This window comes from Paenarthrobacter sp. E2MeOHC11 (genome assembly GCF_058744955.1).
In genome coordinates, this window is sequence record NZ_CP196673.1 from 1,320,346 (window position 1) to 1,332,260 (window position 11,915).

At 60.9% G+C, this 11,915-nt stretch carries 15 protein-coding genes and 1 tRNA gene; 5 read left to right on the forward strand and 11 right to left on the reverse strand.

The features are described from left to right. Nucleotides 1-17: 17 nt before the first annotated feature. Nucleotides 18-587, forward strand: a complete 570-nt coding sequence (locus ACSSVG_RS06050) for a MerR family transcriptional regulator (RefSeq protein ID WP_492417881.1) — start codon at nucleotides 18-20, stop codon at nucleotides 585-587. 16 nt (nucleotides 588-603) lie between these two features. Here ACSSVG_RS06050 and ACSSVG_RS06055 read toward each other — a convergent pair whose 3' ends face one another. From ACSSVG_RS06055 to upp, 5 genes are all read right to left on the reverse strand, one after another. Continuing rightward, nucleotides 604-1,995, reverse strand: a complete 1,392-nt coding sequence (locus tag ACSSVG_RS06055) for a pyridoxal phosphate-dependent decarboxylase family protein (RefSeq protein ID WP_492417883.1) — start codon at nucleotides 1,993-1,995, stop codon at nucleotides 604-606. A 53-nt stretch (nucleotides 1,996-2,048) separates the two neighbouring features. After that, entirely contained in the window at nucleotides 2,049-2,732 is a 684-nt protein-coding gene (locus ACSSVG_RS06060; RefSeq protein ID WP_492417885.1) for an HAD-IA family hydrolase, read from the reverse strand. A gap of 45 nt (nucleotides 2,733-2,777) precedes the next feature. After that, entirely contained in the window at nucleotides 2,778-3,155 is a 378-nt protein-coding gene (locus tag ACSSVG_RS06065) for a glyoxalase superfamily protein (RefSeq protein WP_492417887.1), read from the reverse strand. An 812-nt stretch (nucleotides 3,156-3,967) separates the two neighbouring features. After that, entirely contained in the window at nucleotides 3,968-4,738 is a 771-nt protein-coding gene (locus ACSSVG_RS06070) for a hypothetical protein (protein ID WP_492417888.1), read from the reverse strand. A 283-nt stretch (nucleotides 4,739-5,021) separates the two neighbouring features. Further along, complete coding sequence (gene upp / locus ACSSVG_RS06075) at nucleotides 5,022-5,657, reverse strand: uracil phosphoribosyltransferase (protein WP_159704801.1); 636 nt, start codon at nucleotides 5,655-5,657, stop codon at nucleotides 5,022-5,024. A gap of 22 nt (nucleotides 5,658-5,679) precedes the next feature. Between upp and ACSSVG_RS06080 the strand changes: the two genes are divergently transcribed. The 3 genes from ACSSVG_RS06080 (at nucleotide 5,680) to ACSSVG_RS06090 (ending at nucleotide 7,071) form a co-directional block, all read left to right on the forward strand. Beyond that, nucleotides 5,680-6,216: a nucleoside deaminase gene (locus ACSSVG_RS06080; protein ID WP_231343302.1), complete on the forward strand. Its 537-nt coding sequence runs from the start codon at nucleotides 5,680-5,682 to the stop codon at nucleotides 6,214-6,216. A 27-nt stretch (nucleotides 6,217-6,243) separates the two neighbouring features. Further along, nucleotides 6,244-6,624 carry a VOC family protein gene (locus ACSSVG_RS06085; RefSeq protein ID WP_492417891.1) on the forward strand — a complete coding sequence of 127 codons (381 nt, stop codon included), beginning with the start codon at nucleotides 6,244-6,246 and terminating at the stop codon, nucleotides 6,622-6,624. A 156-nt stretch (nucleotides 6,625-6,780) separates the two neighbouring features. Beyond that, a complete protein-coding gene (locus tag ACSSVG_RS06090; protein WP_261611438.1) occupies nucleotides 6,781-7,071 on the forward strand; it encodes a hypothetical protein in 291 nt (96 codons plus the stop codon). Here ACSSVG_RS06090 and ACSSVG_RS06095 read toward each other — a convergent pair. From ACSSVG_RS06095 to ACSSVG_RS06105, 3 genes are read right to left on the reverse strand one after another with little or no spacing between them, the layout of a single operon-like run. Then, nucleotides 7,049-8,059 (reverse strand): glycosyltransferase family 4 protein, encoded by a 1,011-nt coding sequence (locus ACSSVG_RS06095; protein WP_492417892.1) that lies wholly within the window; start codon nucleotides 8,057-8,059, stop codon nucleotides 7,049-7,051. The two genes, ACSSVG_RS06090 and ACSSVG_RS06095, sit on opposite strands and share 23 nt — an antisense overlap. Then, nucleotides 8,060-8,458 (reverse strand): 6-pyruvoyl trahydropterin synthase family protein, encoded by a 399-nt coding sequence (locus ACSSVG_RS06100; RefSeq protein WP_492417894.1) that lies wholly within the window; start codon nucleotides 8,456-8,458, stop codon nucleotides 8,060-8,062. It abuts the gene before it with no gap. 3 nt (nucleotides 8,459-8,461) lie between these two features. Continuing rightward, nucleotides 8,462-9,469 carry a zinc-dependent alcohol dehydrogenase gene (locus tag ACSSVG_RS06105; protein WP_492417896.1) on the reverse strand — a complete coding sequence of 336 codons (1,008 nt, stop codon included), beginning with the start codon at nucleotides 9,467-9,469 and terminating at the stop codon, nucleotides 8,462-8,464. 137 nt (nucleotides 9,470-9,606) lie between these two features. On the opposite strand from ACSSVG_RS06105, the gene ACSSVG_RS06110 reads away from it, so the two are divergent. After that, a tRNA-Ser gene (locus ACSSVG_RS06110) sits at nucleotides 9,607-9,696 on the forward strand. 160 nt (nucleotides 9,697-9,856) lie between these two features. Here ACSSVG_RS06110 and ACSSVG_RS06115 read toward each other — a convergent pair. From ACSSVG_RS06115 to ACSSVG_RS06125, 3 genes are all read right to left on the reverse strand, one after another. Beyond that, a complete protein-coding gene (locus ACSSVG_RS06115; RefSeq protein WP_231343308.1) occupies nucleotides 9,857-10,114 on the reverse strand; it encodes a hypothetical protein in 258 nt (85 codons plus the stop codon). Between the two features lie 297 nt (nucleotides 10,115-10,411). Next, entirely contained in the window at nucleotides 10,412-10,966 is a 555-nt protein-coding gene (locus tag ACSSVG_RS06120) for a DUF805 domain-containing protein (protein ID WP_492417898.1), read from the reverse strand. 269 nt (nucleotides 10,967-11,235) lie between these two features. Beyond that, nucleotides 11,236-11,358, reverse strand: a complete 123-nt coding sequence (locus ACSSVG_RS06125; RefSeq protein WP_492417900.1) for a hypothetical protein — start codon at nucleotides 11,356-11,358, stop codon at nucleotides 11,236-11,238. Nucleotides 11,359-11,915: the final 557 nt, after the last annotated feature.

Here is an 11,915-nt window from a genome sequence, read left to right on the forward strand (position 1 = left end):
GGATCAGGGCACTCAAGATGCTCGGGATTCCGCTCGCTTCCATTACGGCAGTGCTGGACATGTCCGAGGACGATGACCTGGCATCCATGCGTGTCCTGCTGGACCGGCAACTGCGGCATGTTCAGCAGCACGCCCAACAAGTCCAGACCCTTCAAATCCAACTGGGCAAGCTTCTGGACCGCCTGGACACTCCAACCATGCCAACCGCCGAACAATTCATGTCGACCTTGGAGATGATCACAGTGTTTGAAAAACACTTCACACCGGAACAGCGTCAACAGCTTGCAGACAAGCGCCAGGAACTGGGCGCTGAAAAGATTGAGGCCGCAAAACATCAATGGGCAACGCTGGTTGAGGAAGGCTTGGAACTTATTCGCGCCGGCACTTCCGTGACGGATCCGGCTGTGCAGGACTGGGTTCGCTCCTGGGACGGGATCGGGGAAATGTTCCATTCGGGCGAGGACACCAAAGCCGCAGCCCGGGAAGCGTGGCAGGAGAACAGCCAAACTATCAGTGCGGACCTTCCTTGGGGTGCCGATGACTTGGCTCGACTGATGGCCTACCTTCAGAAGGCCAGAGCACAGTAGCCCCCGACGTACTTCCTCAGGCTTCCGGTTCGGCTTCCACCGCACCACGAACGGCGGCGATTGATGCAGCAATGTCCCCGGCGTCGGTGGTCCAGTTGCTCACAGATATCCGGAGGATTTCGCGGCCGCGCCACGAAGACCCGGACATCCACACCGCGCCCTCGGCCATGAGCCATTGGGTTATGCGGTGTGTGCGGTCATCGCTGCCGAAGCTCACTGAGACCTGGGTGAACACGACGTCGTTGAGGACCTCCACTCCGGGGATCGCGGCGAGGCCTTCGGCCAATGCGCGCGCGTTCGCCGCGAGCCGCTCCACCATGGCGATGACTCCGGACCTGCCCAGCTGGCGGAGGGCAGCCCACACCGGGATTCCACGGGCCCGCCGGGACATCTCAGGAACTTTCTCCAACGGATCGCCCAGTCCCGTTTCAGTGGCGATCAAGTAGCTGGTGTGAACGCTGAAGGCGCGTCTGAGGGATTCCGGGCGGGAAACGATTGCCAGACCACAGTCGTAGGGAACATTCAGGGTTTTGTGGGCGTCCGTTGCCCAGGAATCCGCGTCCTCCACTCCGGCCAGCCGCCCTCGCAGCTGTGGGCTCACAGCCGCCCACAGCCCAAACGCGCCGTCCACGTGCACCCACGCTCCGCGATCGTGGGCCACAGCGATGGCTTCCTCCATGGGGTCAAATGCGCCGGAGTGGAGGTTGCCTGCTTGGAGGCAGACCAACGACGGGCCTGGTTGCTGATCCATGGCATCGGCCAGCGCGTCCGGCAGGATCCGGCCTTCTTCGTCAGCGGCAACAGGTATGCACGCCCCCAAGCCGAGGTACCGCAAAGCCAGATCCACTGCGGCATGGCGTTCACGTCCTGCAAACGTGGTGATGGGTGGGGCGCCATTGAGGCCAAGCGCCTCAAGGTCCCAGCCTGCCTCGTCCATCAGGTACTGGCGGCCCGCTGCCAGCCCAACGAAGTTGGCGGTGGTTGCGCCAGTGGTGAATCCGACGTCGGCACTTGCAGGAAGGTGCAGGAGGTCCAGAAGCCACGCGGCGGCTGATTCCTCGATGGCAGCGGCTGCCGGGGTGGCGAAGCGGAGCCCCGTGTTCTGGTCCCAGGCGGAGACGAGCCAATCTGCGGCCATGGCAGCGGGCAGGGTTCCGCCCATGACCCACCCAAAGAACCGTCCGGACTGGATCGCCATCAGGCCGGGCTCAGCCAGTGCAGCGAGCTCGTCGACTACCTCGGCGGCATCAGTGGCTTCGTCAGGGAGGCTCGGCAGGATGCTCCTGGCAACCTCATCGGCGTCGGACGAAGGGCGGACTGAACGTGTTGGGACCGACGCGAGCCAATCACCGGCGTGGACCATGGCCCGCTCCAATGCAGCACCGTACGCCTCCGGCATCGCAGACATGCGCACAGCCTACGCCCGGTTCACCGCTTGGAACAGTCTTTAACCCGGCAGTACTAGAGGGTCAGCGTCAGGAGGTGCCCGCCGTCGTCGTCCTTCACAGCGGTGACCGTCACTGCCGAGTAGTCCGGGATCCGCCACATGCCCGGTTCAAGCTCCGCATTGTGCCTGGCAGCGGCCTTGCCCACCACAACGGTCCGCATCCCCGCGGCGCGCGCGGCGGCAATACCGGCAGGTGCGTCTTCGAAAACCACGACGTCGGCCGGGTCGGCTCCCAGGAGCGCCGCCGCCTTCAGATAGCCCTCCGGATGCGGCTTGCCACGGGTGACGGACTCCGCGGTGACAGCAGTGGACGGCATGGTGAGTCCGGCCGCCTGCATGCGGATATCGGCAAGGATGCGGTCTGCTGAGGTGACCAAGGCGATGGCGTCATCAGGGAGTCCTGCCAGCAGGGCTTCTGCCCCGGGAAGGGCGATCACGCCGTCGGTCCGGGAACGCTCCATCTCACCAAGTTCAGCCGTCAAGGCTTCGAAATCAGCATCAGCGGGCGCATAACGGCGAACAGTATCGCCGGCTTGGACGCCGTGCGAGGTGCGGAGGATTTCGTTGTAATCCAGGCCGTAGCGCTCGGAGAACTCAAGCCACACTTGCTCGACCACCGCCGTGGAATCAACCAGTGTGCCGTCCATGTCGAAGAGGACGGCGCGGACGGTCAGCACGGGTGCGGCAGGATGGCTCATGGTTCCATCCTGCCGCACGCTCATGGGGTGGTGCTGAAGTGTGACTTAGCCATTCGGCCGCTGCGGAAGGTACTGCACCGCCCACTGGTTGCCGTCAGGGTCAGCGAAGTACACAAAGTGACCCCAGTCCTGGACGTCGACATCGCTGACCTCCACCCCGTTGGCTTTGAGGTGCTGATGGGCCTTGTTGATGTCCGCCACCACCACTTGCAGGTTGGGAGCCGAACCCGGAGGGGCGTCGGTGAGACCTTCACCGATGGCGATGGAACACGCCGAACCCGGCGGCGTCAGTTGCACGAAGCGGATGCCGTCCGTGGGACGCTCATCGAAATCGGCGTTGAAACCAACCTTGTTGACGTAGAAGTCCTTCGCGCGATCGACGTCGGAGACAGGGACAAATACCAGTTCAAGTTTCCAGTCCATGCGCCACAGGCTAACGGGGCATGGCGGAAACCGGTAGGGGTCTTTGATTTCGGCAGCCTAAGCCTCACGACGCGGCTTCTTTATCTTGAATACGAGGGACATGACGAAAGCGCAGGCCAAAGCCCCCATGCCGCTGACAACAAGAAACTCGACCACGGGCGAATGCAAGACAGTGTCGTCTGTGAACGCCCGGACGTGCGAAACCGCGAAACCCATGGCTGCGTCTGGAAAAACCAGTAGGGCGGCCGGAGTGCCGTAGCAGTATAGTGCGTGACACCCGGATTGAACCGCTCCGATGGGGCCCGGTCTTCGCACAAGAAACCAACACACCGCAGCAGAGATCCCTGTCCAAAGAAGGAACCACAAGGCATTGCCTAGGTTGGAACCGGCCTCAAATGCCCGGTAGGACTCGAAGATGCCGAGACCGGAAAACTGCGCCGAAGTGACGTAGACGGCGTAGGATCCGAGTGCCCACGGAAACAGCGTAGTTCCCAGCAGGACCCACTTATGCACGGCATGTCTCGGCATCGCCAAGTCCTCCTTTGGCTACCAGTTACAGGTCTGGGATATGGGCCACATTCCAATCCGGCTTCGCCAATTTGGATTTGAATAACGTTCGTACTCTAAGTCGAAGGTTCCCCATTCAGCCATCCCTCCAAGCACATGGCATTCCCATTGCTGCCACATGGACGCTGTAAACATCCATGATGAATGTTTCGTTCGGAGAAGGTTCCAACCCGAGCTCAAGAATTGACCAGCATTGAAGATAGCGTCGTAGCGTCCCCAACCAGAAAGCTCAATGGAAAGCTGATTCATGCCGTAGTAGCTGTTCCAGCCCATTCTGACCAACTGAATAGCTGCCACCATGCGTAGTAGACCTTTGGATCGGCGACCACTGGGTATGCGAGACCTGGCGTGTTATGTTCCACGACTTGGGTCACGGTATTCCCCGACACCTCATAATGGGTTCTCACTGCCGTGCCGTTCGCATCGACCGCCCAAGCTGGAAGGATCATGCCCTGATCCGACCCATCCAGGCCCTTGATTGAAATAGCACCACCGTCAGCCAGCGTGAGGGCTACGCCCTCAGGAGCATCAATTTTGTAGTCGTAGCGGGTAGGCGCTTGCCGGTCATTTATGACCGTCAATGCCCGAACGGCGCCGTCTTCAAGCGTTTGAATTCCAACGTCTGTATGTCTGTTTGGGTCCGCAAAGACGGTTGTACCATCCTCGGCCACTGCAGCATCGTCTGCCTGACCGCTCGTCGGCAGTTCCAACGAGAGTTGCAACCCGTCGGCGCCTCCGTCCAGCAATGCAGTGCCATCTCCTCCGTCCTTTGAAACTTCGACGGTCGATTCCCTGACGTTAGTTGTTACCGAATCGGACGACTCTGCGTGCGGTTGCACGGCAGCAGCCGAGTCTTGGCCCGCGGAGACCACGGCCTCCTGGATAACAGCGGCCGCTGTCTCGGCAGTTTCCTTTCCGGTCTTATCATGTTCCTTGGCTTGCGCAGCCGCTGGCCCCAGCAGAGAAATGACTATGGCCGAAGCACTAGCGAGTGCAGCGAATTGTTTCAATCGCATTCGTCCCCCATCACAATTCGGGAGGAGGGTCCGCCCGCTATGGAAGTGAACTCAGGGCACGAAACGTGACGGGAACCATATTCAGGACCACTTAGTCTGCCATAAGCAGACACAAGTTAGAGGCTCAGAATGACGAGGGATATGGGCGCCGCTTTAGGGTCATGGCACCACCGGCGTGAACTGGCAAGCAAGTAAAAGTCAGAGCATGGCTGCCCGTGAGCCCACCGCAGTTACTACAAGCGCGGCACAGCCAAAGATGTGGGAAACCGGTAGGGGTCTCCCCTTAGCCGGCCACCCCGTAGAGGCGGTCCCCGGCGTCGCCCAAGCCGGGCACGATGTACGACTTCTCGTTGAGCTTCTCGTCAATCGACGCGAGGACGATCTTCACGTTGGCATCGGAGAGCTCTTCTTCCAGCTTGGACAACCCTTCCGGAGCAGCCAGCAGGCAAATGCAGGTGACGTCGGAAGCTCCGCGCTTGAAGAGGAACTTAATGGCTTCGCGCAGGGTGCCGCCGGTGGCGAGCATGGGGTCCAGGACAAAGATCTGGCGGCCGGTGAGGTCCTCGGGGAGGCGCTCGGCGTAGGTGATGATGTCCAGGGTTTCTTCATCGCGGGCCATGCCCAGGAAGCCGACCTCAGCGGTGGGGACCAGCTTGGTCATGCCCTCAAGCATGCCCAGGCCTGCGCGCAGGATGGGGACCACCAGCGGCGTGGGCTTGGTGAATGCCGTGCCGATGGTCTTGGTGACAGGGGTCTCGATCTCGACTGGCTGCGTCTTGACCTCGCGGGTGGCCTCATAGGCCAGGAGGGTGACGAGTTCTTCCGTGAGTTGCCGGAAGACCGGTGAAGGGGTGTTCTTATCCCGCAGTACGGTGAGCTTGTGAGCGACCAGCGGGTGGTCCACGACGAGTGTGCGCATCCCCCAAAACTATCATTGAGACATGAGCGCCACCGAGCCGTATCACGCAGACCACATGGCCTGGATGGGCCTTGCCCTGGACGAGGCCCGGTTGGCGCTGAAAACTGACGACGTCCCCATTGGCGCTGTCGTCTTGGGGCCCGACGGCGGTGTGCTGGGTTCGGGACGCAACGAACGGGAGGCGCACGGGGACCCGACCGCCCATGCAGAGGTCGTCGCCATCCGCGAAGCTGCCGCTGCGTTGCAACGGCACGCACTCGAAGTGGGCGAGGACGGAGACGGTTGGCGGCTTGAGGATTGCACTCTTGTGGTCACGCTTGAGCCGTGTGCCATGTGTGCCGGGGCTATCGTCCTGGCCAGGATTCCGCGCGTCGTGTTCGGTGCGTGGGACGAGAAGGCGGGAGCCGCGGGATCTGTGTTCGACATCCTCCGCGAGCGCCGCCTTAACCACTGGGTGGAGGTCTACGCCGGGGTCCGCGAGGAAGAGTGCGCGGTCCTGCTAAGGGACTTCTTCGCCTCGCACCGGGTGCCGGCACCGGAGCACCGCCCACCCGCCTGACGTAGCCGAACATTTCGGGAGCAAGCCATGCCTGTCAGTTTCAACCACACCATCGTCTACGCCACGGATAAGCACCGCTCGGCGGAGTTCCTCGCCCGTATCTTCGGCCTTCCGAAGCCGCAACCCATGTGGTCCTTCGTCACGGTGGCGTTGGACAACGGTGTCACGTTGGACTTCCTTGAGGCGAGCGGTGCCATCGCCCCGCAGCACTACGCCTTTCTGGTGAGCGAAGAGGAATTCGACCAGATCTTCCTGCGAATCACCGCGGAGCACATTCCCTATTGGGCGGACCCTGCCCGTTCCCGAGCAAACCAGATCAACCACAACGACGGCGGCCGTGGAATCTTCTTCTGCGACCCCGACGGGCATTTCCTTGAGGCGATCACGCGGCCGTACGGTTCGGGCTGACTCTGACCGTTTTGCCCGCGCGGCCGACGGTTGAGCTTAGACTAGCCCATGCTCGAAAAGACGTGGGGAGCTTTTTGTCTTGCTGCTGTGGTGGTCGCCGGAACTATGACGGCATGCGGACAACAGGCATGCGATTCGATGCTTCGGCGCACTGACGTGAGTATCGATTTTTCCCGGCTTGGCGCGTCGTGGGAAACCTTGGAGTACACCGTCAACTGTCCGGGGCAGGAAGCATGTGTGTACACGCCGGACTCTGACACCGAGCGCCACGCCGCTGTAGCCGACAACCCCCTATGGATCGCCGCCGGAACAAAAACCATGGAAGTAACGGTCTACCTCACGGGCTCCACCACGCCCCTTGCGAAGACGACCGCCAAGTTGGAGTGGGATCCGCCGTTCGATCCCTCTGCCTGCTCGACCAGTGCTACAGCAAACTTTGTGGTTTAGTCCCCAGCGCGCTGAGGACAGTGGCGGCAGTGGTGTCCCAGCCTTGTAGATGCTGGCGGGCTTGGAGGGCGTTGTTGCGCCAGCGCTCTTGGAAGACGGGGGTAGTAAGCCAGTTCTTGAGGGTGTCGGCCAGGTTGTTGGGGTCTCCCAGGTCCAGCACCAAACCCGCGTCCGCACTGCCGAGGGCTTCAACGGCCCCTGTCCCCTGCCGGACAAGAACCGGAACGCCATGCGCCAGCGATTCAGTGACCACCATGCCGAAGGATTCGGAGCGCGACAGGAGGACACTGAGGTCCGCCCTCTGCCACTGATCCTCCAGGGCCCGCCCAGTCAGTTCCCCCGTCACGTGGATGCGGTTCTCCAGCCCGTAATGCTCGACGGCGGCCCTCACCTCGGCGGCGTACGCCGGGTCAGCGTGTTCCGAGCCGATGAGGGCGGCGGTCCACTCAACGTCTTGCAGGGTGGCCAGTGCGTGCACCAGAAGTTCCTGGCTCTTATTGGGCAGCAACGCCGCGACGGCCACGATGTGCTTCGGTTCTGAACCTGCCGAGACGTCCGCTTTCTCCGCACCAGGCGTGGCAATGACGATGTTCTGCGTGCCGTGCCTCACCTCCAGCTCAGCTGCGGCGTGGGCACTCGGGGAGATGACTCCCGTAGCTGCAACCAACGCCTTGGCCTCAAGGTCATGGTGGTACGCCAAAGCCATGTGCGACAGGATCCACACGTTGGTCCCGGCATTGACCGCGGCGGCGATCTCCTCCGGTGCCCCGCTCGCAACCAGACCGTCAGCAATCACGGTTGCACCGCCGTCGAGCATGTCAGAGAACCGCTGCCGATCCGCTGGGCTGCCAACCGGCCAATCGCCGTCGACTGTTACTGTCTCAACGGTGGCACCCAAGGCGGTCAGATGCTCGGCAAGCTTGGCGTTGTACTTGTTGCCGCCGGAGCCGTGCCGGACGTTCCCCGGGACCAGGAAGCGGATCTGCACTTACTTGACCGGAAGCTCCAGCGAGTAGCCAGCCCACGCGTCGGGGTTTTCGCGGAGGATGACGTCGATGCCGCTGAGTGCCGGTCCGTCGGCGGTGTCCTGGATCCGGGTGGCCATGGCGTCGGCGATGTGCTTGGCGAGGGCCTCCGTGGTGGAGAGCTTGCCCTTGAATGCCGGGTGCTCATCGAGGTTCTTGTAGTTCAGGTCCTCCAGGATTTCCTCAAGGATGCCGCCCGCTGCGCCAATGTCCAGAACGATTGCGTCGTCATTGATATCCGGACGGCGGAAGCTGACTTCGGCAACGAACGTGGCCCCGTGGAGGCCCTGCGCTGGGCCGAAGGCTTCGCGGGGAAGGCTGTGGGCGACCATGAAGTGGCGTCGGACGGTCAGGCTGAACATGTACTAATCCTCCGGGGTGGGATAGGCGACCACGTGGCAGAAACCGCCGGGCCGTTCGAACAATTTAACAAGTGTGGTGGGCAGGTTCTGGAACTGGCATTCGCTGGTCAGGAACGTGTCGAACAGTGGGTCTTTCAACTGGTTCGCCGCTTCCTGCAGGCGCTGGGCGTTGCTGCGCCGGTGCCTTCGCGGAAGGGCGACTGCGCCGACCTGGCTGGAGCGGATGTTGAGCCTGCGAGCGTGGAAGTCTTCGCCGAGTGGCAGGGTGACTTCCTTGTCTGCAAACCATGAGAGCTCGATGACGTCGGAGTCGTCTCCGGCCAATTGCAGGCTCAGCTTGAGGCCGTCGTCGGAGGCGGAGCAGTGGAAGACGATGTCGTTGTCGCTGTTCGCGTTGTGGGGCAGGGCGAAATCCACGTCGATGGTTTTCGCCAGTTTGTGCTTCTCCGGGTCCGCATCCACCAGCTGCAGTCGACCGAGCGGATACTTCCGCAGAAGCGTCGCCAGGACGCCACCCACCAGACCACCACCAACGACGGCGACACGGTCACCCAGCCTCGGTCCGGCTTCCCAGAGGGCGTTGATGGCGACTTCGACGATGCCCGTGAGCACGGCGCGACGGGCAGGGACATCCTCCGGGATTGCCGTGAGCTGGCTCGTGGAGACGACGTAGAAGTCCTGGTGGGGATGCAGGCTGAACACAGTCTTTCCCCGCCATTCATCTGGTCCTTGTTCCACTACCCCGACGCTCAGGTAGCCGTACTTGACCGGGCCCGGGAAGTCGCCTTCCTGATTTGGGGCCTGCATCAGATCTGCGACGCGTTCCGGGACGCGGCCTTCGTGGACCACGCGCTCCGTGCCCCGACTGACGCCTGAGTACAGGGTCCTGACTAGGGCTTCGCCTTCTTTCGGCGTCTCGATGGTTTCGGAGCGCAGCTCACCATCGCCCGTCTCCGTGACCCAATAGGCGTGGGCTTCGTGTTCTCGGTCGTGTTCCTGCGAAATCGTCATGATACTTACGAATCTATCGCTGGGGCGCTGCGGACGGAAGTTGGCGTGGATTGATGGGTGCGCCGCCCGCTTTTTGGGCGGGTCCAGAGGGGCTCGTTTTGGGGAACCGGGCCAATCTCGGGTAGCCTATTTCAGTTGGTGACGTGTCCGAGCGGCCGAAGGTGCAACACTCGAAATGTTGTTTGGTGTAAAAGCCAACGTGGGTTCAAATCCCACCGTCACCGCCAATGAGAAAGGCCCTGCTTCCCTTTGTTTATTAGGGAGGCGGGGCCTTTTCTTATGTCTGTATCGAAGCACCGAGACTTCCAGGTCCTCATGCGGTACCCGAGTGACGACCTGCACGGTGGAGACGTCCCGATAATCAGCGATCAGCTCACGCGCCACATCTCAGGTGGTCGGCGGAACCCCTTGCGTCCTGTTGATGCGGAGGAAAGCGATCTCCCTACCCATCATGAATCCGATGGCCGACACAGGGACGCTTACCAGAGCGAGGCCCTGCCACGGGGCGGGCAACAAGAGGAGTAGCCCCACTTCCAGCACAATCAGTACATATATGGCCCACGATGGACCTTTGACGCCGCTCAGGACGCCCACAGCGGCACTCGCCAGCAAGCCCAGCCCCACAACCAGAAAGGACGATGCCATCTCTTGGTGGGGCCGGTATCCGATTAACACCGCAACCAAAACCGTTAGCAGGACCGCTGGGATTAGCATCCTCAGCCAAAACTCACGAAGCGCGCTAGCACTATTCGGTCGCCGTTGACGATGGTTGTCCACTAGCTGCCCTCCAAAGTCGACTTCCCGCAGCCCAGTACATGGCCCCGCACACGCTCAGTCCCATCCAGCGCGTGCAGACCCTCTTTAGCCGCCCGCTGGGCATCCGCCACCAGGCCCGCAAGGAGCGCCCCGACTTCCACCAGCCCCCCTCTGATGCCCCGCCCGTCACCGGGGGTCGAAGCGCCGACCTTCCGTCTTGGACGGCATAAGCGCCAAAATCAAAACAGCCAGTCCACCGACCATCGGAACAAGCCCAACGAACGCAAGCGGACCCGCAAGATTTGCATCATGCAAACGCCGCCAAAGCAACGACAGCTGCGGCACCACAATGGCCAGCCCCAGAACAACGACGAGAATGAAACCTACCACCATGAGACTTCCAGTCGGGGCGTTCACAATACCAGGAGCGGCCTCATAGAACACTTCTTTCCCGGTGGCCGGATCGAAACCCATGGACTGCACATTAGGGTTCTGCTGAGCCCAGGCAGTACTGGCCACGAACCCGATCGTCATCACGAGGTATGGGACCACCATGACCAGGAAAACGAAAAGCTGACTCCACCAGAACTCACTCCGCGAGGCGCGACCAGCGAACTTCGCATACTTGGCAAAGAACCGCTTCACCGACTTACCAAACGATGCTCCATATAGAGGACCAGCCAGCTCGTCCGAACCCGTAACCTCCGCAACGCCTCCGCCTGCAGGTTCAACAGTCTTCATATCCATCTGTCTTCATGTCCTTCCCAGAAACCATCTATAGAAACCAACAAACAACTATCTTCCAAACGCAATCGTTCTGCGCCGCAATAATCTCATCCATAGAAGATAATATGCATGAGCAAAACGAAAAAAACACTGATCAGAAGTCGAAACCTCACGCACCCAGAATCGAATACTTTCTTCCATTAGACCTCCCCGCGAACGCTGCACTTTACGGCAGCTCAAGCAACTTGGGGCATTCAACACAAATCACAGTCACCAACTCAATGCTAACGACGTTCGCCGACAGTCAGTGTCAGGCCAATCAATAGACCGGCTGCTGCACCCGCCCATAACGAACCGTAAGCGACTACGATGACCGGCACAACATGGGAGAGTCCGGCGACAGCCAAGCTTCCTCCTATGATTACAACCCCAAAAGCAACCGCGGAAACAAAATTTGATTTCAAGTAAGTCAACCCGCCCACACATAATACGGCGACCGCAGAAACCACAATGTTTGCCACCCAGACGGAAAGCCCAAACTCCGGCGCTCTTCTAATACATGTAATTAGAACCAGAACACCTGGAAATAGAACCCCCAACCAGTAGTACCATTCGGGGGCTACCCGTTTCGTTGGCACATACGCCTTTTTCTTCGACACTAATTTAGTTCACTTCCACGACTCGTCAACAACGGCATTTGTGCTCAAACCCCTCGCTCCTTCAATACTTCAGCACTCATCCTGCTGCGGCGAGGCCGCCGCGGGATGAGCCGTCGTTGCTTTCAGGTCCGCGTCGTTCAGGGGCCCGCAACCCGGTCGGGTCAGGAGTGTTGAGGGGATTGTTCCCGGCGTAGCAATAGAGGCAGACTCAGCAGCGCGCCCCATGCCAAACCCGGAAAGCGACCTCAACGAGATGTCGCCTCCACCCAAGACCGGAAAATTCACGCCACCACAGAACGGAAAGA